The sequence below is a fragment of the Priestia megaterium genome (assembly GCF_009497655.1).
Taxonomy (GTDB): Bacteria; Bacillota; Bacilli; order Bacillales; family Bacillaceae_H; genus Priestia; species Priestia zanthoxyli.
In genome coordinates this window covers 4,503,687-4,529,505 of sequence record NZ_CP023317.1, presented here as the reverse complement: position 1 = coordinate 4,529,505, position 25,819 = coordinate 4,503,687, and the positions used below count along the sequence as shown (strand labels likewise).

22 protein-coding genes and 2 other annotated features are annotated in these 25,819 nt (G+C 38.0%); of the genes, 21 read left to right on the top strand and 1 reads right to left on the bottom strand.

Annotated elements, in window-relative coordinates:
- Positions 1 to 234 precede the first annotated feature (234 nt).
- Both pyk and CEQ83_RS23175 read left to right on the top strand, forming a co-directional pair.
- Entirely contained in the window at positions 235 to 1,995 is a 1,761-nt protein-coding gene (gene pyk, locus CEQ83_RS23180) for a pyruvate kinase (protein ID WP_045291184.1), read from the top strand.
- 82 nt (positions 1,996 to 2,077) lie between these two features.
- A complete protein-coding gene (locus CEQ83_RS23175) occupies positions 2,078 to 2,470 on the top strand; it encodes an FxsA family protein (protein WP_033579618.1) in 393 nt (130 codons plus the stop codon).
- A gap of 92 nt (positions 2,471 to 2,562) precedes the next feature.
- On the opposite strand, the gene ytvI is transcribed toward CEQ83_RS23175, so the two are convergent.
- Positions 2,563 to 3,672 carry a sporulation integral membrane protein YtvI gene (gene ytvI, locus CEQ83_RS23170; RefSeq protein WP_098999239.1) on the bottom strand — a complete coding sequence of 370 codons (1,110 nt, stop codon included), beginning with the start codon at positions 3,670 to 3,672 and terminating at the stop codon, positions 2,563 to 2,565.
- Between the two features lie 113 nt (positions 3,673 to 3,785).
- Here ytvI and CEQ83_RS23165 point away from each other — a divergent pair, with 113 nt between their 5' ends.
- The 19 genes from CEQ83_RS23165 to thrS all read left to right on the top strand — a co-directional run bounded on the left by CEQ83_RS23165 (position 3,786) and on the right by thrS (position 25,482).
- Complete coding sequence (locus CEQ83_RS23165; protein ID WP_013059446.1) at positions 3,786 to 4,247, top strand: DUF441 domain-containing protein; 462 nt, start codon at positions 3,786 to 3,788, stop codon at positions 4,245 to 4,247.
- A 360-nt stretch (positions 4,248 to 4,607) separates the two neighbouring features.
- Positions 4,608 to 5,726 carry a citrate synthase gene (gene citZ, locus CEQ83_RS23160; RefSeq protein WP_028411779.1) on the top strand — a complete coding sequence of 373 codons (1,119 nt, stop codon included), beginning with the start codon at positions 4,608 to 4,610 and terminating at the stop codon, positions 5,724 to 5,726.
- A gap of 74 nt (positions 5,727 to 5,800) precedes the next feature.
- Positions 5,801 to 7,093, top strand: coding sequence for an NADP-dependent isocitrate dehydrogenase (icd, locus tag CEQ83_RS23155; RefSeq protein ID WP_255255780.1), 1,293 nt, complete (start codon positions 5,801 to 5,803; stop codon positions 7,091 to 7,093).
- Positions 7,094 to 7,121: 28 nt separating this feature from the next.
- A complete protein-coding gene (gene mdh, locus CEQ83_RS23150) occupies positions 7,122 to 8,060 on the top strand; it encodes a malate dehydrogenase (RefSeq protein WP_013059443.1) in 939 nt (312 codons plus the stop codon).
- 133 nt (positions 8,061 to 8,193) lie between these two features.
- A complete protein-coding gene (locus CEQ83_RS23145) occupies positions 8,194 to 8,670 on the top strand; it encodes a MaoC family dehydratase (protein WP_028411778.1) in 477 nt (158 codons plus the stop codon).
- Positions 8,671 to 8,848: 178 nt separating this feature from the next.
- Complete coding sequence (locus CEQ83_RS23140; protein ID WP_013085192.1) at positions 8,849 to 9,565, top strand: response regulator transcription factor; 717 nt, start codon at positions 8,849 to 8,851, stop codon at positions 9,563 to 9,565.
- Positions 9,558 to 11,330 carry a two-component system histidine kinase PnpS gene (gene pnpS / locus CEQ83_RS23135; RefSeq protein ID WP_028411777.1) on the top strand — a complete coding sequence of 591 codons (1,773 nt, stop codon included), beginning with the start codon at positions 9,558 to 9,560 and terminating at the stop codon, positions 11,328 to 11,330. Before CEQ83_RS23140 ends, pnpS begins: the two co-directional genes overlap by 8 nt.
- A gap of 329 nt (positions 11,331 to 11,659) precedes the next feature.
- Positions 11,660 to 14,287 (top strand): DNA polymerase I, encoded by a 2,628-nt coding sequence (polA, locus tag CEQ83_RS23130; protein WP_034265607.1) that lies wholly within the window; start codon positions 11,660 to 11,662, stop codon positions 14,285 to 14,287.
- Between the two features lie 21 nt (positions 14,288 to 14,308).
- Positions 14,309 to 15,142 (top strand): DNA-formamidopyrimidine glycosylase, encoded by an 834-nt coding sequence (gene mutM / locus CEQ83_RS23125; protein ID WP_028411775.1) that lies wholly within the window; start codon positions 14,309 to 14,311, stop codon positions 15,140 to 15,142.
- Positions 15,143 to 15,202: 60 nt separating this feature from the next.
- On the top strand, positions 15,203 to 15,832 hold the full coding sequence (gene ytaF, locus CEQ83_RS23120; RefSeq protein ID WP_033579623.1) for a sporulation membrane protein YtaF: 630 nt from the start codon (positions 15,203 to 15,205) through the stop codon (positions 15,830 to 15,832).
- 23 nt (positions 15,833 to 15,855) lie between these two features.
- On the top strand, positions 15,856 to 16,452 hold the full coding sequence (coaE, locus tag CEQ83_RS23115; protein ID WP_098999237.1) for a dephospho-CoA kinase: 597 nt from the start codon (positions 15,856 to 15,858) through the stop codon (positions 16,450 to 16,452).
- Between the two features lie 275 nt (positions 16,453 to 16,727).
- A complete protein-coding gene (locus CEQ83_RS23110) occupies positions 16,728 to 17,759 on the top strand; it encodes a glyceraldehyde-3-phosphate dehydrogenase (protein ID WP_013059435.1) in 1,032 nt (343 codons plus the stop codon).
- A gap of 424 nt (positions 17,760 to 18,183) precedes the next feature.
- Entirely contained in the window at positions 18,184 to 18,564 is a 381-nt protein-coding gene (gene speD, locus CEQ83_RS23105) for an adenosylmethionine decarboxylase (RefSeq protein WP_013059434.1), read from the top strand.
- Positions 18,565 to 18,657: 93 nt separating this feature from the next.
- Positions 18,658 to 19,044, top strand: coding sequence for a hypothetical protein (locus CEQ83_RS23100; RefSeq protein ID WP_028411774.1), 387 nt, complete (start codon positions 18,658 to 18,660; stop codon positions 19,042 to 19,044).
- A gap of 243 nt (positions 19,045 to 19,287) precedes the next feature.
- On the top strand, positions 19,288 to 19,749 hold the full coding sequence (gene nrdR, locus CEQ83_RS23095; RefSeq protein WP_013059432.1) for a transcriptional regulator NrdR: 462 nt from the start codon (positions 19,288 to 19,290) through the stop codon (positions 19,747 to 19,749).
- A gap of 72 nt (positions 19,750 to 19,821) precedes the next feature.
- A complete protein-coding gene (locus CEQ83_RS23090) occupies positions 19,822 to 21,249 on the top strand; it encodes a replication initiation and membrane attachment family protein (protein WP_014458054.1) in 1,428 nt (475 codons plus the stop codon).
- A 32-nt stretch (positions 21,250 to 21,281) separates the two neighbouring features.
- Positions 21,282 to 22,214: a primosomal protein DnaI gene (gene dnaI / locus CEQ83_RS23085; protein ID WP_014458055.1), complete on the top strand. Its 933-nt coding sequence runs from the start codon at positions 21,282 to 21,284 to the stop codon at positions 22,212 to 22,214.
- Positions 22,215 to 22,310: 96 nt separating this feature from the next.
- Entirely contained in the window at positions 22,311 to 23,171 is an 861-nt protein-coding gene (gene ytxC, locus CEQ83_RS23080; protein ID WP_014458056.1) for a sporulation protein YtxC, read from the top strand.
- A gap of 60 nt (positions 23,172 to 23,231) precedes the next feature.
- Positions 23,232 to 23,480: a binding site (T-box leader), on the top strand.
- Positions 23,481 to 23,523: 43 nt separating this feature from the next.
- The gene (thrS, locus tag CEQ83_RS23075) at positions 23,524 to 25,482 is read left to right on the top strand and encodes a threonine--tRNA ligase (RefSeq protein ID WP_217915987.1); all 1,959 of its coding nucleotides are present in this window, start codon (positions 23,524 to 23,526) and stop codon (positions 25,480 to 25,482) included.
- A 171-nt stretch (positions 25,483 to 25,653) separates the two neighbouring features.
- Positions 25,654 to 25,776: a sequence feature (ribosomal protein L20 leader region), on the top strand.
- Positions 25,777 to 25,819 lie beyond the last annotated feature (43 nt).

The following is a 25,819-nucleotide window of genomic DNA, read 5'->3' as shown; positions in this document are numbered from 1 at the left end:
GGGAATAGTAAAACAAGAAGCAAACGATGAAGAAATTCATCGTTAAAGTGCTGTGTATTTGTTTGCTATTTGATTCAGCGCTATGTAGGTATTTCATAAGTTACACGTAAAGCAAGGTGAACAGGTTAAGGCAACAAAATATTTGTTCACAGCCTGCTTGTAAAAGGTTAGTAAAGGAAATAGCTGTTTGCTCTACCTAAAGAGTAAATAGTAAATATATAGGAGGAAATTTGAATGCGTAAAACTAAAATTGTATGTACTATTGGACCAGCGAGTGAAAGTGTAGAAAAATTAGTTGAACTAATTAACTCAGGCTTAAACGTTTGTCGCCTAAACTTCTCTCACGGTGACTTTGAAGAGCATGGTGCACGTATCGTTAACATTCGTGAAGCTGCGAAACAAACAGGTAAAACAGTAGGTATCTTACTTGATACAAAAGGACCTGAAATTCGTACAAACACAATGGAAAATGGTGCAATTGAGTTAGAAGAAGGCGCTGAAATCATTGTTTCTATGACAGAAGTAGTGGGAACAACTGAAAAATTCTCAATTACATATCCAGGTCTAATTGATGACGTACACGTAGGATCAAAAATCCTTTTAGATGACGGTTTAATCGGTCTTGAAGTACTAGATGTCAATAAAACTGATGGTGAAATCAAAACGAAAGTACTTAACCCTGGTACATTAAAAAATAAAAAAGGTGTAAACGTGCCAAACGTAAGTGTAAACCTTCCTGGTATCACTGAAAAAGATGCAAACGATATTGTATTTGGTATCGAACAAGGCATTGATTTTATCGCTGCTTCTTTTGTGCGTCGTGCATCTGATGTATTAGAAATTCGTGAACTACTAGAAAAACACAATGCAGCTCACATTCAAATCATCTCAAAAATCGAAAACCAAGAAGGCGTAGATAACATCAAAGAAATCCTTGAAGTTTCAGACGGCTTAATGGTTGCTCGTGGTGACTTAGGAGTAGAAATTCCTGCTGAAGAAGTACCATTAGTACAAAAAGATCTAATCAAACAATGTAATGCACTTGGCAAACCAGTTATTACAGCTACACAAATGCTTGATTCAATGCAACGCAACCCGCGCCCGACTCGTGCGGAAGCAAGTGACGTTGCCAATGCTATTTTTGATGGTACAGATGCAATTATGTTATCTGGTGAAACAGCTGCGGGTTCTTACCCAGTTGAAGCTGTACAAACAATGCATTCAATCGCTTCTCGTGCTGAGCAAGCTCTAAACTACTCTGAGATTTTACAACAGCGCAGCAAGCAAGTTGGCCCATCTATTACAGATGCAATCGGACAATCTGTTGTACACACAGCGCTTAACTTAAACGCTAGTGCAATCGTAGCGCCAACAGAAAGTGGTTATACAGCGAAAATCGTTTCTAAATATCGTCCGCAATCTCCAATCGTAGCTGTTGCAGCAAACGATTCTGTTGCACGTCGTCTTTCTCTAGTATGGGGTGTTACACCAGTTGTTGGTGAGCGCGTAAGTACAATTGACGATATGTTAGATCACGCTGTAAATGACGCAGTAAAAACAGGCGTTGTAGCACACGGTGATTTAGTTGTTATTACTGCTGGTGTTCCAGTTGGAGAATCAGGTGCAACGAACTTAATGAAAGTTCAAGTTGTAGGTGACGTTCTGGCTAAAGGACAAGGAATTGGTCGTAAAGCAGCAGTTGGTAAAGTAGTTATTGCTAAAACTGCTGAAGAAGCAAATGCAAAAATGACTGAAGGTGCTATCCTTGTTACAAACAGCACAGATCGCGATATGATCAGTGCAATCGAAAAAGCAGGGGCTCTTATTACGGAAGAAGGCGGTCTAACAAGCCATGCAGCTGTAGTAGGATTAAACTTAAGCATTCCTGTCATTGTAGGTGTAGAAAACGCAACAAGCGTATTCTCAGAAGATCAAGATATTACAGTTGATGCTTCACGTGGTGTTGTATACAACGGACACGCAAGCGTACTGTAAGAAACACGTAGATGATTGAAAAAAAGAGAAGGGGAAATCCTTCTCTTTTTGTTTAGGCAATTCAATAAGCGAAGAGGTGATGATGGTGAGGAAGCTTCTTCCGCTCCTTCTTATTGTACCTGCTGTTGAGGTAATGATTTTGATTTATTCAAGTCATCTCATTGGTGTAATGTCAACATTTTTACTGATTATTGCTACCAGTTTTATTGGTGCGTTTCTAGCGAAAAAACAAGGAACATCTCTTTTTCAAAAAGCACAGCGTCAGATGAGCCAAGGACATGTTCCAAGCGGTGAAATCCTTGATGGTATGTGTGTACTATTTGGCGGTTTGTTTCTACTGTTTCCAGGCTTCTTGACAGATGTTGTAGGCTTTATCTTTTTACTGCCGTTTACACGCAAAATCGTTAAGCCTTTCCTTTTAACGTGGCTAAGAAGATTTTTTCAAGGACGTAATCGAATGACGATTATTCGTTAACTAGAAAGAGGCTGGAACAAAAGTACTTTAGTGCAAGGAAAATCCGAACGATAAACCGTTCGGATTTTTTTATTGTGTCTGACTCTCTTTCTTCATTTTCCTATAATAAACTGCCACGTTTCTTTAAAAACTCCCGTTGTATGAAGTGTTTTTAGAATAACAAGAATAACAGGGCCAACTATTAATCCAAAAAATCCAATCAATTGATATCCTACAAATAAAGCAATTAATGTAGCAAGAGGGTCAAGACCAATGCTCGATGACAGAATCTTGGGCTCCATAATTTGTCGCTGCACAAGTACTACAGCATATAGTACCGAAAGTCCTACAGCAAATGACACATTATCTGTTGCAAACGCATAAATCATCCAAGGAACAAAAACCAGTCCTGTTCCGAGGTAAGGAAGAATATCTACTAAGCCGATTAATAAAGCGACTGTAATAGCATAATCAACCTTAAGAACAAGTAAACCAAAAAGAACGATGATTGTGGTAATCGAAATAAGCGTAAGCTGAGCTTTAATAAAACCAAACAGTGCATTTTTAAGCTCCACAACAACTGTCTGTCCATTTTCCCTTACTTTTTTAGGAATAAACACGCTGCTTTTAGTCATCAGCTTGTACCAATCTTTACTAATAAAAAAAGTAGCCAGTAATGAAAAAATAATCACAGTAGCTGCATTAGGCAATACGGATAAAAGTACTGGGATGCTTTGCAATACATTTTGCAAAAAATCACCCACCGTTTGAGCGATATGGTTGCCTACGCCTTTAATGTTCGATAAAATAGTTGCTTGCTGACCGGTATTTAAGTTATTAAACATAGAAGTAATGCGTTCATAAAACGGAAGTATTTGTTCTGTAGCAATATTTTCAATAAATATGACCACTTCTTTGAAATTTGTGGGAACAACTTTCGCTAAATACGTACTTCCTGCAATGATTTCTGTGATAAGTAACGTAATAAGTCCGGCCAAAAGAGAGAAGATAAGAACCATTGATAGTAAAACAGCTAAGTAGCGTGGTAAACGCAGCTTCAATTCAAATAGATTAACCATAGGATTTATGAAAAAAGCGATGCAGCAGGCGATAATAAATGGATATATGAGAGAAGAGACATAATAACTAAGAAATATAGATGCTGCAATAATTACCAACACACAAGCTAAGCGAAATAGTCGATGTAAATGAAGCTTGTACACAATAAATAGAGGCCTCCTTGTAAACGATAGTCAACAAAAGAAAAAGCTACTCATAAAATATTTACGTAATACGCTTTAGATTTATCACAATAAAAAAAGAAAGGATGAGTAAAATGTTCTCACAACCCATGCTTTTTTTAGCTGTTTTACTCGTAATTGGATTAGTGGCTAAAAATCAATCATTAATCATTGCAGTTGCATTTTTACTTATTTTAAAATTAATCGGGTTAGACGGTAAGGTTTTTCCGTTTCTACAATCAAAAGGAATTAATATTGGAGTAACGGTTATTACAATTGCCGTTCTTGTGCCAATTGCAACAGGAGACATAGGGTTCAAACAATTAGGAGAAGCTGTGAAATCTTCTTATGCTTGGATTGCTCTAGGAGCCGGAATTGCTGTAGCAATTATTGCCAAATATGGACTTACACTCTTGGAAGATGATCCGCATATTACGACCGCTTTAGTTTTTGGCACAATTCTTGCTGTGGCGCTGTTTCAAGGGGTAGCAGTAGGTCCGTTAATCGGTGCTGGAATCGCTTATTTATTTATGAAATTAACTGAACTTTTTTCGTAGAAATTTTTGTATAATAATAATTTTTTTAAAATTTCTTCTCTCTTTTGATTCACAAAAGTCAGATAATTGTTTATAATATATTTTGAGGCCGCATCTTTTTACATACAATTGTATGTTTTACCTATAGGGCTGTAACAAAGCAATGACACATGCAGATGTTTTGATTTTGTGTGTTATTGAAACAAATGGAAATGTAAGCATTTTCTTTACGTGGGGTGAAGGAATGTTCTTCCAAGATATATATTCAAAAGAGGCGCTTCGTATATCATTTAATGTCTAGTTGAGCAGAGGCTCAATTTTGTTTTTCACGTTTTACACAGAAAGGTATGGGGAATTTTTTCTGTAAAGGAGTGGAGATTTATGACAGCAACTCGAGGTCTAGAAGGGGTAGTCGCTACAACGTCAGCAGTAAGTTCAATTATTGATGACACTTTAACATATCAAGGCTACAATATTGATGATTTAGCGAATTATGCAACATTTGAAGAAGTGGTGTATTTACTATGGCACGGAAAATTACCTAACAAAGAAGAATTATCTGTGTTTTCTAGATTACTAGCAGAAAACGCTAAATTACCCCAAGAAGTCTTAGATCATTTCAAAACTTATCCAATTCAAGATGTTCATCCAATGGCAGCTTTAAGAACAGTCGTATCACTATTGGGGTTGTACGATCCTGAAGCTGATTTAATGGATGAAGAAGCAAATTATCGCAAAGCTGTTCGTTTGCAAGCACAATTACCAACGGTGGTAACGGCTTTTTCAAGAGTCCGTAACGGATTAGAGCCAATTGAACCAAACGAAAACTATAGCATTGCCGCTAACTTTTTATATATGTTAACCGGCGAAGAGCCAACTGATATCCAAGTAGAGGCATTTGATAAGGCACTTGTCTTACACGCTGACCATGAGCTAAATGCTTCAACTTTTACAGCTCGTGTCTGTGTGGCAACATTATCTGATATTTATTCAGGAATTACAGCCGCTATTGGAGCGTTAAAGGGTCCTCTTCACGGGGGAGCGAATGAAGCTGTTATGAAAATGTTGTCTGACATTCAAACAGTTGAAAACGCAGAACCTTACATTCGCGAAAAGCTCGCGAAGAAAGAAAAGATTATGGGATTTGGACATCGTGTGTATCAGCAGGGTGATCCTCGTGCCAAGCACTTGAAAGAAATGTCTGAAAAACTTACAAAACAAGCAGGAGATACAACGCTATACGATATGTCAGTGAAAATTGAGAAAATCGTAACAGGCGAGAAAAAGCTTCCGCCAAACGTTGATTTCTATTCAGCTTCTGTATACCACAGCTTAGGTATTGATCACGATTTATTTACTCCGATTTTTGCCGTAAGCCGCGTATCAGGATGGATTGCTCACATTTTAGAGCAGTATTCAAACAATCGTTTGATTCGTCCAAGAGCTGATTATATCGGTCCTGGAAAACAAACGTACATTCCGCTTGAAGAGCGCAGCTAAACAATGTGACGAAGGTGCTCACGTTCGTTGAGCACTTTTCCATAAGTGAAAGTAGACAATTTTTTAAGGAGGTCATTCTCATGACAAAAGGTGAACAAATTTCTGTAGCAAACGGCGTTTTAAACGTACCAAATAACCCAATTATTCCATTTATCGAAGGTGACGGAATTGGTCCGGATATCTGGGCAGCAGCTTCCCGCGTATTAGAAGCAGCAGTTGCAAAAGCATACAATGGTGAAAAAGAAATCGTTTGGAAAGAAGTATTAGCAGGTGAAAAAGCATTTAATCAAACTGGCGAATGGTTACCGGAAGAAACGTTAGATGCAATTCGCGAATACATAATTGCAATCAAAGGACCATTAACGACACCAGTAGGCGGTGGAATTCGTTCTCTAAACGTGGCATTGCGTCAAGAATTAGACTTATTCACATGCTTACGTCCTGTTCGCTACTTTGACGGCGTACCTTCTCCAATTAAGCGCCCAGAAGATACAGATATGGTTATCTTCCGTGAAAATACTGAAGATATTTATGCTGGTATTGAATATGCGAAGGGTTCTGAAGAAGTACAAAAACTTGTTTCATTCCTACAAACGGAATTAGGCGTAAATAAAATCCGTTTCCCTGAAACTTCTGGATTAGGTATTAAGCCTATTTCTTCTGAAGGAACGGAGCGTCTTGTGCGTGCAGCAATCAACTATGCGATTGAACAGGGCCGCAAGTCTGTTACGCTTGTACACAAAGGTAACATTATGAAATATACAGAAGGCGCATTTAAAAATTGGGGCTATGAGCTAGCTGAAAAAGAATTCGGCGATAAAGTATTTACTTGGGCTCAATATGACCGCATCGTTGAAAAAGAAGGTGCACAAGCTGCAAACAAAGCTCAAGCAGAAGCGGAAGCAGCAGGAAAAATTATTGTAAAAGATTCTATTGCAGATATCTTCTTACAACAAATTTTAACTCGTCCACGTGAATTTGATGTAGTAGCAACAATGAACTTAAATGGAGATTACATTTCAGATGCATTAGCAGCACAAGTTGGCGGTATCGGAATTGCTCCAGGAGCAAACATCAACTATGAAACTGGACATGCTATCTTTGAAGCAACTCACGGTACAGCACCTAAATATGCTGGTTTAGATAAAGTAAACCCATCTTCTGTATTATTATCAGGTGTGTTAATGCTTGAACACCTTGGCTGGAATGAAGCAGCGGATTTAATCATGAAATCAATGGAAAAAACAATTGCTTCAAAAGTAGTAACATATGATTTCGCACGTTTAATGGACGGCGCAACAGAAGTGAAGTGTTCAGAGTTTGCTGATGAATTAATTAGCAATCTAGGAAAACAAGTAACAGTTTAATAGCTATTCATTTAGGGGAGGAATTATAATGGCAAATATGCGTAAAAAAGTATCTGTTATCGGAGCGGGCTTTACGGGAGCTACAACTGCTTTTTTAATTGGTCAAAAAGAATTAGCTGATGTTGTATTAGTTGATATTCCGCAATTAGAAAATCCAGCTAAAGGTAAAGCGCTGGATATGTTAGAAGCAAGTCCTGTACAAGGCTTTGACGCTAACATTACAGGAACAGCCAACTACGAAGACACAGCTGATTCTGACATTGTCATTATTACAGCTGGTATCGCGCGTAAGCCAGGTATGAGTCGCGATGATTTAGTCACAACGAACCAAAAAATTATGAAGTCTGTTACTCAAGAAGTTGTTAAATACTCGCCAAACTGTCACATTATCGTGTTAACAAACCCGGTAGATGCTATGACGTACACAGTATTTAAAGAATCTGGTTTTCCTAAAAACCGCGTAATCGGTCAATCAGGCGTATTAGATTCTGCACGTTTCCGTACGTTCGTAGCGCAGGAGTTAAACATTTCAGTGAAAGATATCACAGGTTTTGTACTTGGTGGACATGGCGACGATATGGTACCTCTTGTACGCTACTCATATGCTGGCGGTATTCCTCTTGAAACGCTTATTCCAAAAGCGCGTCTTGAAGCAATTGTTGAAAGAACACGCAAAGGCGGCGGCGAGATCGTTAACTTATTAGGCAACGGAAGTGCGTACTACGCTCCTGCTGCTTCTTTAGTGGAAATGACAGAAGCGATCTTAAAAGATCAGCGTCGTATTTTACCAGCGATTGCTTACCTAGAGGGTGAATATGGTTATAACGGCATCTACTTAGGTGTTCCGACCGTATTAGGAGCTGCAGGAATTGAGCAAGTAATTGAATTAGAACTTACTGATTCTGAAAAAGCTGCGTTAGATCAATCAGCAAAATCAGTCAAAACTGTCATGGGTGTATTAGCTTAATACAATAAAGTAGGTTTGAGTATAGGTTTTTATAGATATTCAAACAATAGTCACAAGGAAAATTCGAGGGAAACCTCGAATTTTTCTTGTATATAAAGAAAAACTATTACTTTATACAAAAGGTGGAATGATGATGGTATTAGGTAAAAAACAAAAAATAGGTCGAAGTATTGAAGATATAAAAGTTGGAGAAAAATTAACGCTAACTGAACGAATTGAAGATAAAGATATCTTATTGTACTTAGGGCTGACAAATGATTCTAACCCTTTATACATTCAGCATGATTATGCATCTCAGACACCTTTTAAGAAACCTATTGTGCCAAGCATTATGATTACCGGTATTATGACAGCAGCCATTTCAAAGTACTTGCCCGGACCTGGAAGCCATGTTGCAGAACATACGGTTGCCTTTCCCAAAAAAATTCATCATTATAGTACGATTGAATTTTTATTTGAAGTCACAGAGGTAGATGTTTCTTCTAAAACTGTTACGATTGAAGTAGAAGCGGTCAATGAACAAAAAGAGAAAGTAGTAACGGCTCGGTTTCTTGTGTATCCGCCGCTTAGACTTCCATCAGTAGAGACACATGACTTTGAAAATTTTTAAAACGCCCTAAATATTGATAAATATAGAAGAAGCTCTTTAGCCATATTTTCTGAAAATGTTGAAATGTATTGGAGAACGAGGCTAAAACATTGTATGATAAGAGAAGATAAATAGAAAATAATATCATTTGGGTGAAGCTGCGGTTTAATTTAACTAGATGGAGGCTTATATCGTTAATATGAGTAAGAAATTATTAGTCGTAGATGATGAACAATCAATTTCAACATTATTACAATATAATTTACAACAAGCTGGCTTTACAGTAGAAACAGCTGAAGATGGGGAAGAAGGATACAACAAGGCATTAGAAGGAAAACCTGATTTAATTGTGTTAGACTTGATGCTTCCTAAAATGGATGGAATTGAAGTTTGTAAAAAGCTTCGTCAGCAAAAAGTGATGACGCCTATTTTAATGTTAACTGCAAAAGACGATGAGTTTGACAAGGTATTAGGGCTAGAACTTGGCGCAGATGACTACATGACGAAACCATTTAGTCCTCGAGAAGTAGTAGCCCGTGTAAAAGCCATTTTACGCAGAACACAAATTATTGCTCAGGAAAATGAACAGGAGGAAGATGGCGAACGCATCATGATTGGTGATTTAAAAATTCTTCCAGATCATTATGAGGCCTACTTTAATCAAGAGCAGCTTGAGCTTACTCCGAAAGAATTCGAGTTATTATTATATTTGGCAAAATACAAAGGACGGGTATTAACTCGTGATCAGCTGCTGAGTGCAGTGTGGAATTATGATTTTGCCGGAGATACGCGAATTGTAGATGTGCACATCAGCCATCTGCGTGAGAAAATTGAACATAATACGCGAAAACCGGTTTATATAAAAACGATTAGAGGATTAGGATATAAGCTGGAGGAACCAAAGGTAGATGAATAAATTTCGTTCAAGGCTACTTTTGGCTCTATTAGTACTTATTATTATTGTATTAGTAGGTCTTGGCCTGCTGCTGGGGCAGTTGTTTAAAAACTTTTATTTTCAAACGTTTCAAGAGCGAATGGAAAAAGAAGCAAAGCTTGTGGAAATGTACATTAGTGAAGAAGGCATCACAAGTCCTGCTTTAAAATCTAAAGTTGATCAAATCAGTCATTCGCTAAGTGTACGAACGACTGTCGTTCAAAAAGATGGAAAAATATTAGTTGACTCAAATCCAGGTAGCAAGCAGCAAAGAATCGAAAAAAGTATTGTAATCCAACAAGTATTAAAAAAGCAGTTAAACAGCAAAAAAAGCTTTGATCAAATTAAAGAAGATTACGACTTATATTACTATGGTATCCCGCTTATTATAGAAGGTAAGCAAGAGGGATTTGTTGTTTTGAGTACATCGTTTGATTCATTAAAACAAGTAAATCAGCAAATCTGGGGGCTTCTTATTGGAAGCTTAGGTCTAGCTTTGATTGTGATTTTACTCTTAGGTGTAAAGATTATGGGGCGCTATACCCGTCCTATTGAATCGGCAACCAAGGTGGCTATGGAACTTGCAAAAGGGAATTATAAAGCTCGTACATATGAAGATTATGTAGATGAAACAGGGATGCTGAGTCAGTCTATTAACGCACTTGCTCGTAATCTGCAAGAGTCTATCACTAATCAAGAAATGCAGCAGGACAGGCTGCGCACCCTAATTGAAAATATGGGAAGCGGTATGCTTCTTATCGATAGTCGAGGCTATATAAACTTAGTGAATCGAGCTTATAAAGAGCAGTTTCATATACATCCGGACGATTTCCTTTATCACTTGTATTATGAGGTATTTGAGCACAAAGAAATCATTAAACTTGTGGAAAAAATATTTATGACCGAAGTAAAGGTTCGAAAACAAGTCGTTTTGCCTTTAAATATTGAACGAAGATATTTTGATGTTTACGGAGCGCCGATTATTGGCTTAAACGATGAATGGAAAGGCATTGTGCTTGTTTTCCATGATATTACCGAGCTGAAAAAACTAGAACAAGTGCGCCGTGACTTTGTAGCGAATGTGTCTCATGAACTAAAAACGCCTATTACGTCCATTAAAGGGTTTAGTGAGACATTGTTAGACGGTGCCATGGAAGATCCAAAGCTGCGAGAGCAGTTTCTATCTATTATTCTAACGGAAAGCCAGCGCATGGAGAGCCTGATTCAAGATCTTTTGGATTTATCTAAAGTTGAACAGCAAGGTTTTAAACTAAGCATTCATTCAGTAGATTTGAATACCCTTCTCTATGAGGTCATAACAGTGCTATCGAACCGAGCGAATGAAAAAGAAATTACTCTAACGTTAGATACGCTTCCTGAAGAAGCGTGGATTGATGGTGACAGTCAGCGCCTTATGCAAGTGTTCGTTAACTTAATTGGCAATGCGCTCATGTATACAATGCCTGGAGGAACCGTTCACGTTTCGCTTGAAGAGGAAGAAGAAACGATTACGGTTCATGTTCAAGATACAGGTATCGGTATTGATTCTGATGAAATTTCACGTATTTTTGAGCGTTTTTACAGAGTAGATAAAGCAAGAAGCCGCAATTCCGGAGGAACAGGTCTTGGATTAGCAATTGTTAAACATCTTGTTGAAGCTCATAAAGGGGAAATTGAAGTGAAAAGTGAAGTCAATAAAGGGACAACTTTTTCGGTGAAGCTGCACAAGTATTTGCCGCAGATGTAAAATGTTTACGTTCCTTTTACAATTTATTTAATGTAGCTTAATAATTAATTGATACAATTTTTCATGGAAACCCCTTCATCCAAGGAGCCAATATGTAAGGCGAAAATAGCTTTAACCGTGCTATTTTCGCCGATTCTTTTTGACAATTTCTATCCATTCACATGCTACACCGCCTAAAATAACTAGGTGGTGTTTTTTATTTTATGATGTATAGATCTTATCACCATATGAAAATAAAACGTTGAATTCAAGAGTACTTTTTGTCCTTAAAGCTTATTGTTTGCTAAAATAAAGGTAAGATAAGAAGAGAGCGAAATGGAGGAACATGAATGACACAAAAACTAGTATTAATTGACGGGAATAGTATTGCCTACCGTGCATTTTTTGCTTTGCCGCTTTTAAACAATGATAAAGGAATACATACAAATGCCATATACGGCTTTACTACAATGCTGACACGTATTTTAGAGGAAGAGAAGCCAACGCATTTACTGGTGGCTTTTGATGCAGGGAAAACAACGTTTCGTCACAAAACATTTACAGAATATAAAGGAGGCAGACAAAAGACGCCTCCTGAACTTTCAGAGCAGTTTCCCTTTATTCGTGAGTTATTAGATGCATATGGAATTAAGCGCTATGAACTGCCTGAGTACGAAGCAGATGATATTATCGGTACACTTTCAAAACAAGCAGAACAAAAAGGAATGGCCGTGAAAGTCATTTCCGGTGATAAAGATTTACTTCAGCTTGTGTCAGAGCATGTAACCGTAGATATTACGAGAAAAGGAATTACGGATGTGGATTCCTATACGCCTGCAGCCATTGATGAAAAATATGGAATCACGGCTGCGCAAATCATTGATATGAAGGGTCTTATGGGAGACAGCTCAGATAATATTCCAGGCGTGCCCGGAGTTGGAGAAAAAACAGCCTTAAAGTTATTAAAAGAGTTTGAAACCGTTGAAAATGTATTGCAATCTATCGATCAAGTCAGCGGTAAAAAATTAAAAGAAAAGCTAGAAGATAATCGTGAATCAGCCATCATGAGTAAAAAGCTTGCAACTATTTATTGCGAAGCGCCTCTTGAAGTATCTGTAGAAGATGCGAAATATGACGGGTTTGAATCTTCAAAGGTCATCTCTTTATTTAAAGAGCTTGGGTTTAATTCTCTGCTTGCTAAATTTGGTGAATCAGCAGAAGAGGAAGCAGATTTTGAAGAACTGACGTTTGAAATAGTGCAGGAAGTTCACGATGATATGTTAACAAGCGAAGCAGCTCTGATCGTAGAAGGTTATGAAGAAAACTATCATCACAATCAGCTGCTCGGTTTTGGAATCAGCAACAAAAACGGCCACTATTTTATTGATAAAGACACAGCTCTTTCATCTTCCAAGTTTACAGCATGGCTAGAAGATGAAGATGTAAAAAAGACGGTATTTAATGGAAAACGTACGATTGTATCGTTAAAATGGGCGGGGCATGAAATTAAAGGAATTGAACATGATGTAATGATTGCTTCTTACATCTTAAATCCCGCTGAAGCAAATGATGACCTAGCGACAATTGCAAAATTAAAAGGATATCATCAAGTGCAATCAGATGAAGCGGTGTATGGAAAAGGAGCTAAGCGAAGCATTGCGGAAGCTGCTCAGCTAGCTGAGCATGTTATAAGAAAAGCAGCCGCCGTAGCTTATTTAAAAGAAGTGTTGGAAAAAGAATTGGTTGAAAATGAACAGTTTGAGCTGTTTGAAAAGCTTGAAATGCCTCTTGCCATTGTCCTTGCCGATATGGAATATCAAGGGGTGAAAATTGATCGGGCGCGTTTGGATGAAATGGGCGAAGATCTTCGAGAACAGCTTGAAAAAATTGAAGCGAAAATCTACGAATACGCTGGACAAGAATTCAATATTAATTCACCAAAGCAGCTAGGAGTTGTTCTTTTTGAAAAAATGCAGCTTCCAGTCATAAAGAAAACAAAAACAGGCTATTCCACATCAGCTGATGTATTAGAGCAATTAGCTAGCGCCCATGATATTATCCCAGAGATTTTACAATACCGTCAGCTAGGAAAATTACAGTCTACGTATATCGAAGGGTTAAAAAAGGTTATTCATGAAAGCGATGGAAAAGTTCATACCCGCTTTAATCAAACGTTAACTCAAACGGGAAGGTTAAGCTCAGTAGATCCTAACTTGCAAAACATCCCGATTCGTCTTGAAGAAGGTAAAAAAATAAGAGGTGCGTTCGTGCCTTCACAGCCTGATTGGTTAATATTTGCGGCGGATTATTCACAAATTGAGCTGCGCGTACTGGCTCATATTGCAAATGATGAAAAGCTAATTGATGCGTTTAAGCATGACTTAGATATTCATACGAAAACAGCGATGGATGTGTTCCACGTCGAAAGAGAAGAAGTAACGTCGAATATGCGCCGTCAGGCTAAAGCAGTTAATTTTGGAATCGTCTATGGCATCAGTGATTACGGTTTATCGCAAAGTTTAGGAATTACAAGAAAAGCAGCGGCTACTTTTATTGAACGCTATTTAAAAAGCTTCCCGGGTGTACAGGAGTATATGGATACGATTGTGCGCGATGCAAAAGAAAAGGGATACGTAACAACGCTCTTGCACCGCCGCCGTTACTTGCCTGAAATCACGAGCCGAAACTTTAACCTCCGCAGCTTCGCTGAGCGTACAGCTATGAATACGCCTATTCAAGGGACAGCAGCTGATATTATTAAAAAAGCAATGATTGAAATGGATAAGCGCTTAAAAGATGAAAATCTTCAGGCTAAGCTGCTGCTTCAAGTACACGATGAGCTGATTTTTGAAGCCCCAGAAGAAGAAATTAAAATTTTAGAGAAAATCGTACCAGAAGTAATGGAGCATGCTTTAGAGCTAGAAGTTCCGTTGAAAGTAGATTATTCTTACGGAAAGACTTGGTACGAAGCAAAGTAGTGGAAAAAGGATGTGACAAACGTGCCAGAATTACCAGAAGTTGAGACCGTCAGACGTACGTTGATTGAATTAGCCAGTGGTAAGACCATTGAGCGTGTAACCGTTAAATGGCCTAATATTATCAAACGTCCTGAGCAAGTTGAGCAGTTTTGTGACGCGCTTGTTGGACAAACCATTCGAGATGTTGAACGCAGAGGTAAGTTTTTGAAAATTGTACTCGATGATTATACGATGGTTTCTCATCTGCGTATGGAAGGAAAATATGCTCTCCATGAAAATGCAGACGAACCAGATAAGCATGTACACGTCTTTTTTCACTTCACCGACGGAACAGAATTACGATACCGGGATGTAAGGAAATTTGGTACCATGCACTTATTTAAAAAGGGAGAGGAAGATCTGTTTCCTCCTCTTATTGGCCTTGGACCTGAACCGTTTGACGAAACATTTAATCCAAGTCAGTTAAAAATGCGAATCGGCAAAACCTCTCGAAAAATCAAGCCGGTTTTACTCGATCAAAATGTCGTGGTTGGGCTAGGGAATATTTATGTAGATGAAGCACTATTTCGCGCAGGGATTCACCCTGAACGAGTGGCCAGCCAATTAACAGACGAAGAGTATGAAAAATTGTACGAAGAAATTGTAGCGACCCTTCAAGAAGCGGTGAAACAAGGGGGCAGCACAATTCGTACGTATGTAAACACACAGGGGCAAATAGGCATGTTTCAGCAGCAGCTTTACGTGTACGGAAGAAAAGGCGAATCCTGTAAAATTTGCGGTACCCCAATTGAAAAATTTGTTGTAGGCGGTAGAGGAACACATATCTGCCCAAATTGTCAGCCGGCTAAAAAATAACAATGGATGGGCTCCTTTCATATACTACGTATAGACAGAAAGGAAAGGAGTCCTCTCATCATGATAACATTTTCTTTACTTATTCTTGCTTTTGCCGTAAGTCTTGACAGCTTTAGCGTTGGCCTGACATACGGACTTCGAAAGGTGAAAATCCCGCTGAAATCCATTTTTATTATTTCATGTTGCTCAGCATTTTCTTTAATGTTTTCTATGTTTTTAGGAAAGGTACTTACGCATCTATTTTCAGTGGATGTACTAAATAAAGTAGGCGGAGGTATTCTTGTTCTACTTGGAATGTGGATTTTATACCAGTTTTTTTGTCCGGCAGATTCATCTCGAGTGAAAGAAGAAAAAACATTAGTGAAAATTGAAATTAAGTCAATTGGCTTAGTCATTAACGTATTGAAAAAACCAACGGCAGCAGATTTAGATAATTCAGGTTCCATCACTGGGATTGAAGCATTTATACTTGGAATTGCATTATCTCTTGATGCATTTGGAGCAGGGTTTGGAGCAGCTTTATTAGGTTATTCGCCGTATGCTTTAGCAATTGCTGTAGCTCTTATGAGTTCACTTTTTTTAAGTGCTGGCATACAGTTTGGCAAAGTTTTTTCACGTTTATCATGGATGAAAATGTTTTCCTTTTTACCGGGAGTTCTGCTTATTATTTTAGGTATTTTTAGATTTTAAATAAAGCGATAAAGGAGAGGCCAATGTCAATTGTAATTGGATTAACGGGCGGAATTGCTAGTGGAAAAAGTACGGTAACCGGAATGCTGAGAGATATTAATATTCCAGTAATCGATGCTGACCACATTGCAAAAGAAGTCGTCGAACCAGGAAAAGAAGCATATAACCAAATTGTAGAGACGTTCGGCCGTGCCATTCTTCACGAAAATGCGGAGATCAATCGAGCGGCTTTAGGGGAAATTGTGTTTTCTCAAGAGGAAGAACGTAAAAAGTTGAATGCAATTGTACACCCTGCGGTAAGAAAAGAAATGCTTTCTCAAAAGGAAAGGTATATCGAGGAAGGATACGATGCTGTGGTATTAGATATTCCGCTGCTGTTTGAAAGTGATTTGACGCATTTAGTCGACAAAGTAGTGGTTGTATATGTCGATGAGCCTGTGCAGCTAGAAAGGTTAAAATCTCGTAATGATCTCTCGACGAAAGATGCCTATGCACGTATCCACGCACAGCTGCCTTTGATTCAGAAAGTAGCCTTAGCCGATGCGGTGATCAATAACAACGGACCTGTAGAGGAAACAAAACAACAGCTTTTAAGTATATTAGCCCTATGGCTAGATTAAAGAGGCTTGGATAAACGTATGTTAGCTGAAGGGAAATCCGAACGAGCTTGATTCTTGAGGTAGAATCAAGCTCGTTCGGATTTTTTTATTGAGAATATTTACGAGCTTCTAAAAAAGAATGTGTTAAATATCTGTTCTCGCTATATACATATAGTAAAACTCAATTAAAATAATTTATTAAAAAAAATTAATATTATTCACTTTTTAAATATTTATGTTATACTATTCAATATAAAAAGTTAAATAGTATAACACATATAGAGAGGGGTATAGCCATGAAAGCACGTATTGCCATTAATGGTTTTGGGAGAATAGGAAGAATGGTTTTTCGCACAGCGATTATAGAGGAGAATTTAGATATTATTGCCATAAATGCATCTTATCCAGCAGAAACATTAGCACATTTAATCAAATATGACTCTATACACGGACCATTTAATGGAGATGTTAAATGTGATGATGATGCGCTAATTGTTAACGGTAAAAGAATCCAGCTATTAAATTCACGCGATCCGCTGAATTTGCCTTGGAAAGAGCTTGGGATTGATTTAGTCGTTGAAGCAACAGGGAAATTTAATTCAAGAGAAAAAGCGCAGTTACATATTGAAGCAGGTGCGAAAAAAGTTGTCTTAACGGCACCGGGTAAACAAGAAGATATTACTATTGTGATGGGCGTAAACGAACGAGAGTTTGATGTGAATCAGCATAACATTATCTCTAATGCCTCTTGTACGACAAATTGTCTAGCTCCAGTTGTCAAGGTGTTAGACGAAGCGTTCACAATTGAAAACGGTTTAATGACGACCGTTCACGCATATACAAATGATCAAAAGAATATTGATAACCCGCATAAAGACTTGCGAAGAGCCCGTGCGTGTGCTCAATCAATTATTCCTACAACAACTGGGGCAGCCAAGGCGCTTTCATTAGTTCTTCCTCATTTAAAAGGAAAGCTTCATGGAATGGCGCTGCGCGTTCCTACGCCGAACGTATCGCTTGTCGATTTAGTTGTGGATGTAAGGAAACCTGTGACGATGGAAGATGTTAATCTAGCGTTCATTAAAGCTGCTGAAGGACCATTAAAGAATATTTTAAATTTAACAATGGAACCACTCGTATCAATTGACTTTAATACAAATCCTCATTCAGCGATTGTAGATGGACTATCGACTATCGTAATGGAAGATCATAAAATTAAAGTGTTAGCTTGGTACGATAACGAGTGGGGCTACTCTCAGCGCGTAGTCGATTTGGTAAGATATATTGCTGCAGAAATGCGTAATGGATCAAAGATAAGAGTAAGCTAAGAAAGCTATAGATTGCTTTTTAAAAAAACAGGGAGCTATCGCCCTGTTTTTTTTGTTTTTATTCAGAAGAATAGGGAAAAGCAATAAGATAATCATGCAAAGGAGTGTTTCTTTTCCTCAATTTTATTAAAAAAATGAATAGTCGTTTAGCAGCTTTTACACACTGTCTCACGAGAACACAGTGGTAATTTGTATAGGTCTATCTGCCGGAACAATCTTTAATAAAATCAAAACACGTATTGCAAAATAAATGTAAACAAAGTATACTATGTTTCGTGAACTTCTTGTGTACCTTTCGGTGATGTGGCTACTTAAAGGGTTAGGACCTCTTTGGACTAACTTTCCCCCGTGGTAGTTAACATGCTATATGGCGAAAGAACTTCATGTTTAACGATTAAAAATTGTTAAAGGGGGAAATATCATTATGGAAACAATGGGTCGTCATGTCATCTCAGAATTATGGGGATGCGATTTCGATAAGTTAAATGATATTGATTATATTGAAAAAACGTTTGTTGATGCAGCTTTAAAATCTGGTGCGGAAGTTCGCGAAGTAGCGTTCCATAAATTTGCACCTCAAGGTGTAAGTGGCGTTGTTATTATTTCAGAATCACATTTAACGATTCACAGCTTCCCAGAGCATGGTTATGCAAGTATCGATGTTTATACTTGTGGTCATTTAGATCCTACAATCGCAGCAGATTATATTGCAGATGCTCTAAGTGCACAGACACGTGAAACAATTGAATTACCACGTGGAATGGGTCCTGTTCAGGTAAAACAAACTAAAGCGAATGCACTTTAATAGTGTCGATTGATTACGTAAGTTAAGAGGTGTATTACACACCTCTTTTTAGTATATAAATTTTTAATATGCAAAAACAAAGGGGATAACAACATGGGGGTAGTACAAGTAGTTAAATCTTTATTTTCTAATCATGTAGAAACAAGCGATCGTCATTCAGATCCGACTCTAAAAACGCATTATTACAAAACAACGGCTGGGAATGCATTTAAGCAAGTTCATGAAATGTTGAAGCATATGCAAGGGATAGAGATACTTGCTGCGTATGAAGAGCGAGGAGAAATTAGCTTAAACGTTGTAAAAGGAAGAAAAGCTTTTGTTGTGATTACCATTATTAGCGTACGTCCTCTTGAAACCGCTATCGATTTTTCTGCTACAACAGAGTCAAAAGTGGTGCCAGTTGATTTTGGTTTTAGCAAAGAACTTGTACGTACGCTTTATAAGAGCTTTGATCAAAAACTTATTCCTCTTTCTTCGTAAGTTCCTTATCATTTTTGAATTTCAGGAAATAAAATGGGGAAATTCCTTTTCCTTTACTTGTATTCAAGCCTTGTTTTCTATAAGATGGAATAAAGTAAATCCTTTAATATAGCATCGTGTTTGATAAAGGAAATGATGATGACAATCATAATAAATGGCGAATAGCCGGCTAACATAGATGAAAATTAACTTATATGAGAGAAAATAAAAAGAAAAACAAGGTTTATTATTGGAGCTGAGAATATGAAGTGCCCATCCTGTCATTACAATGGAACGAGAGTGCTGGACTCGCGCCCTGTAGAAGAAGGCCGCTCTATTCGTAGAAGACGTGAATGCGAAGAGTGTCACTATCGTTTTACAACTTTTGAGAAAGTAGAAGAACTTCCGTTAATTGTTGTAAAAAAAGATGGAGCGAGAGAAGAGTTCAGCAAAGACAAAATCCTTCGAGGGTTAATTAAGGCGTGTGAAAAACGCCAAGTAAGCTTAAAACAACTGGAAGATACCGTACACGATATTGAAACAGAGCTGCGCAGTCAGGGTACATCAGAGGTGCAGTCAGATGTGGTAGGAGAAATGGTGATGGAGCGATTAGCTGCTATCGATGAAGTCTCTTATGTTCGATTTGCTTCTGTATACCGACAATTTAAAGACATCAATGTATTTATTGATGAATTAAAAGATTTAATTAAGAAGGAACGACTGTAAAAGAGCTATTGAAGTATTCTTTAGGCTCTTTTTTTGTCATTTCTATTACTTTAAAAGTAGGTAGGGAACGACATGAAAGAACAACATTGGAAAGAAATGATACCGGTCGATCGTTATGTTGTTCGTTCGAACGGCATACTGCAGGAATACGACCGAAGGATTTTAACCATGCTCTATCAGCCGCTGGTGGGCACGACGTGTTTTGGTTTGTATATGACGCTATGGAGCGAGCTGGAACAAGATCGTTTATGGGGAAAAGAGTCTACACATCATCATCTAATGTCGATGATGCAAATTAATTTGAAAGCTATTTACCATGAGCGGTTAAAATTAGAAGGCATTGGTTTGTTAAAAACATATATTAAGGAAGAAGATGATGTTCGTGTGTTCATTTATGAGCTCATTCCTCCTCTTACGCCCCATCAGTTCTTTAACGATGGTGTGTTAAATGTATATTTATATAACCGACTAGGAAAATCCATCTTTCAAAAAGTAAAAAATTATTTTTCGGATTCACTCGTGGATGACCAATCGTTCAAAGATGTGACGCATTCATTTAACGATGTATTTAAATCAGTTAAAGCAACGGAGCTGGCTCCAAGTTTTCAGTCTGAAAGCAAGGATGTATTTTCTCCTGATGCTCAAACGGACTTTATGGATTCTTCAAACCGTGCTTCTATTGAGATGAGCCCGGATTCCTTTGATTTTGATTTATTTTTAGCAGGCCTAACAGATTCAATGATTTCGAAAAGGTCCATTACATCTAAAGTAAAACAAGCAATTGAAAAGCTAGCTTTTTTATATGGTATCGATCCTCTTCAAATGAAAAATGTGGTGCTCGATTCGCTAAATGAGAACGATCAAGTTGATATTGAATTGCTTAGAAAAGCAGCACAGTCCTTTTACCAATTTGAAAATGGAGAAGCACTTCCAAATCTAAGCGAACAAATTCAGCCGCCTATGCTTCGCACTATGCAGGAAAAGCAGCCGCAGACGAAAGAAGAGCAGCTCATTCAACAGCTTGAAGTGACTTCTCCTCGACAGCTTTTGATCGAGTTTTCCGGGGGAGCAGAGCCTTCAAAAGCAGATTTGCAAATGATTGAAGAAGTGATGTTTAATCAAAAGCTTTCACCAGGGGTAGTAAATGTTCTAATTTACTATGTTATGCTAAGATCCGATATGAAATTATCTAAGAGCTATGTAGAGAAAATTGCTGGACACTGGGCGCGCAAAAAGGTACAAACTGTTCAAGATGCCATGAATTTAGCTAAAAATGAACAGAAAGAATATCAAAACTGGACCGAAGCAAAGCAAAATAAAAAAACGACCGGACGAAAAATTGTGCGTAAAGAAATGGTGCCAGAGTGGCTGAGCGATGAAGAAAAAGAAGAGAAAAAGCAGCCTTCAAAAGAAGTGGACGGATTTGAAGAAGAAAAACGAAAGCTACAAGAAGAGCTCAAGCAGTTAGATCAAGAGCTAAAACAAAAGCATAAAGAATAAAAAGCAGGTATGATAGAGATGAGGTGAAAAAGATGAAGCCTATCAATGATTCACTAAATCAGTTAGTGAACAAAAAAGATTTTAAAGCACGCTTAGAAGCATTAAGAAACAGTATCCTGTCTAATCCTGAAGTTAAAACATTTTTGCAAGAGCATCGCCGTGAGTTAGATGAGCAAATGGTCGACCGAGGCCTGATGAAGATGCATGAATTTATCGACCAAAGCAAATGCTGTGACAAGTGTCCTTCTCTGCAAAGCTGTGTCAACATGGTGAAAGGATACCACCCTCAGCTGGTTGTAAAAGGCCGTAATATTGATTTGCAATATGAACGCTGTCCTAGAAAAGTACAAGAAGATGAGCGAAAAGAACAAGAATCTTTTATTCAGTGTATGTACGTGCCGAAAGAAATTTTACAGGCAACAATGTCTGATATTGAAATTGAGCAGGGAAGATTTGAAGCGATTAAACTAGTAAGAGATTTTGTGCGAGAATATGAGCCAAACAAGAAAATGAAAGCTTTATATTTACACGGTTCGTTTGGTGTGGGAAAAACGTATTTTCTTGGAGCAATTGCCAATGCGTTAGCCGAAAAGAAAGTGAAATCTACCATTCTGTATGTTCCGGAGTTTTTGCGTGAGTTAAAAGGTTCGTTTCAAGATCAAAGCTTTAATGAGAAAATAGAGTATGTCAAAAAAGTACCGGTTCTTATGCTTGATGATCTCGGAGCAGAATCCGTAACGAGCTGGATGCGAGACGATGTGCTCGGAACCATTTTACAATTCCGCATGCTCGAAAATTTGCCGACATTTTTCAGCTCGAATTTAAATTTTAAAGAGCTTCAACATCATTTGACTTATACCCAAAGAGGCGAGCAGGAAGAGCTCAAAGCCGCTCGTGTCATGGAACGAATTAAGTCTCTAGCCATTCCTGTTGAAATGAATGGAGAGAATAAACGAAATAGATGAGCAGGTCGTTTTACATTTCTTGTAACGACTTGCTCATTTTTTTGCATGTTGCCCCATATACATTAATAAAGCGTGTCCAAAGGGGGGCTATGAGGAATGAAAATATTCTTTAAATATGTAGAAGACGCAGTCGTTGTATATGAGTCTTTATGCGCGAAGCAAAGCGCTTTATCATATGGTTCACAGTGCTTGAAGCTGGTGAATAATCAGCTTTTAGTTATTGATGAGACATACAATCGAGAGGCCATTTTACAAGACATGGTGATACCTGTATTAACGCACGTGATTTTAAAAAAGAAAGAAAAAAAGATGATGGTAAACATATTAAAAGAACAATTTTTTTATTCGGAAGAGGAAGAGCAAGATTTGCTGCTTCAAATTATGGGGGGGATTATGGAAGGAGAGAGAGACGAAATTCCGCAAAAAATATTTTCTCTTCCAAGAGAATTGCTTATCCGCCAGGCGCTTCAAGACTTCTTCATTCATAATGTAACATTCACCTTTGAGTCTTTTCTCCAATTCCGTTTAAAAGAATATCAAGATCGGCTGCGCTATTATGCTGAGCTGGCGATTGATGAATATAAGCTTGAACAAGACTATCAAATTCTTATTCATCAGCTGCGTCAAGCGGCTAACGAAAGACAGTCATCTACCGGTGATGTGTACGTGATGCACTTGAATAAAAACAAGTTTGTATTGTACGACCACAACCGTAGATATGTTCCTGAACGTGAATGTGCAGCTCTAGCAGAGGCCTTTTTATCTAAACAAGAATCATTATACATAGACTCGACTATTATCGCGCCTTTGCTAAGTTTATCTCCAGCTGGTATTCATCTGTATAGCGACGAGCATGACCATGATTTTGTTTACACCATTCAAAATATCTTTCAAGAAAAAGTGATGTTATACGAAAAAAATGAATTTCCGTTTGATCAAAAGCAAAATATAACGTGAAAGGTTGATTTCTATTTTGAAAATGAATATAATAAATGCATATTGAAAAACAGCTATATGTTACAAGTTATGATGAGGACATGAGTGTATATTTACGGTTTGTAGAGAGGGAGATCCAGGCTGAAAATCTCCTAACACGGAATATATCCTTACCACCTCTAAACTTCAGTAGTAAACGAGCAGAGCCTCTAGTAATTACTGACGGAATTTCCGTTATAAAACCTCGAGCCGCTTCGGGTTCTTTGGGTTATCCAAGATACGAAGAGGAAACAAGGGTGGTACCGCGTGTATACACAACTCGTCCCTTTTTATAAGGGACGAGTTTTTTGTTTTTACAAAAAGTTTATTAGTTATGTTAAAGGAGTGGAAAGTTGTGTCAGAAGTAATCAAAATGACATTTCCTGATGGAGCTGTTAAAGAGTATCCAAAAGGATCATCAACAGAAGATATTGCGGCTTCTATTAGCCCGGGATTAAAGAAAAAAGCATTAGCAGGCAAAGTAAACGGCGAGCTGCTGGATTTACGTACGCCAATCGAACAAGATGGCAGTCTTGAAATCATTACGCAAGATGCTCCTGAAGCGCTTGAAATTATGCGCCATAGTACAGCGCATTTAATGGCTCAAGCAATCAAACGTTTATACAAAGATGTAAAAGTACAGCTAGGTGTAGGCCCGGTTATCGAAAATGGGTTTTACTATGACATCGATATGGAAGAATCAATTACTCCTGAAGATTTAGGTAGAATTGAAAAAGAAATGAAAAAAATCGTTAATTCAAATATTGAAATTGAACGAAAAGAAGTTTCTCGTGAAGAAGCCATTCAACTTTTTAAAGAAGTTGGCGATGAACTAAAGCTTGAATTGATTGATGCGATTCCAGCAGGTGAAAAGGTGACGATTTACCAACAAGGCGAATTCTTTGATCTTTGCCGAGGTGTGCACGTGCCGTCAACAGGCAAAATTAAAGAGTTTAAACTATTAAGCGTAGCAGGTGCTTATTGGCGCGGAGACAGCGACAATCAAATGCTGCAGCGTATTTACGGTACAGCATTCTTTACAAAAGCAGATTTAGACGAGCATCTTCGTCTTCTTGAAGAAGCAAAAGAACGTGACCACCGTAAACTTGGTAAAGAGTTAAACTTATTTACAAATTCTCAAAAAGTAGGACAAGGTCTTCCTTTATGGCTTCCAAAAGGTGCGACGATCCGCCGTATTATCGAGCGTTATATCGTAGATAAAGAAGTAAGCCTTGGTTATCAGCACGTTTACACGCCGGTGCTTGGAAGTGTAGAACTTTACAAAACGTCTGGTCACTGGGAGCACTATCAAGATGACATGTTCCCTGCAATGGAAATGGATAACGAAGACCTGGTTCTTCGTCCAATGAACTGTCCTCATCACATGATGGTGTACAAACAAGGTATTCACAGCTATCGTGAGCTTCCAATCCGTATTGCTGAACTTGGAACAATGCACCGCTACGAAATGTCAGGAGCATTATCAGGACTTCAGCGCGTTCGAGGCATGACGTTAAATGATGCACATATCTTTGTACGTCCGGATCAAATCAAAGAAGAATTTATTCGTGTGGTTCGCTTAGTTGAAGCGGTTTATAAAGATTTTGGATTTGAAAATTATTCATTCCGTCTATCTTATCGTGATCCTGAAGATACAGAAAAATACTTCGATGATGATGCAATGTGGGAAAAAGCACAAAGCATGTTAAAAGATGCAATGGATGAGCTTGACCTCGATTATTATGAAGCTGAAGGCGAAGCGGCATTCTACGGTCCAAAACTAGATGTTCAAGTTAAAACAGCTCTTGGTAAAGAAGAGACGCTATCTACGGTTCAATTGGATTTCTTACTTCCTGAACGCTTTGATTTAACGTATGTAGGGGAAGACGGAAAACAGCATCGACCTGTTGTTATTCACCGCGGCGTGGTGTCAACAATGGAACGTTTTGTAGCTTTCTTAATCGAAGAATACAAAGGAGCTTTCCCAACGTGGTTAGCACCTGTACAAGTTCAAGTGATTCCGGTATCACCTACGGTTCACCTTGAGTATGCAAAAGAAGTGCAAGAACAGCTTCAGCTTGCGGGTATTCGTGTGGAACTTGATTCTCGCGATGAGAAAATTGGCTATAAAATCCGTGAGGCTCAAATGCAAAAAATTCCTTACATGCTTGTTGTAGGGGATAAAGAAGTAGAAGATAAAGCAGTAAACGTACGTAAATATGGTGAGCAGAATTCAGAAACAGTGGATTTCCAAGCCTTTTTACAAAATGTAAAAGCAGAAGCATCTCGTTAATGAAAAAAGCAGAGAATTGAAATTCTCTGCTTTTTTATCTAACATTTATAAAAAACTGTTGCATAAATGGTTTTCCTTTGATACAATAACTTTTGTTGTGAAAAAAGAACGAAATCATTGACTTTTGTCTTTGTTGATACTATAATAGCTTAAGTAATTGAATACTTGTTTATACAGAAGAAGAAGCACCCGCTTCTCACCTGAGTGACGCATAAAGCAGTTAGCAGGTACATCGTATCTTAATTAAAACGATAGAAGTGTGGGTGCAGTATGTACTCACACTTTTTTGTGTGAGTTAATAATCGGTCTAAGCAAGCGTATTCGCTCATTAAACCTT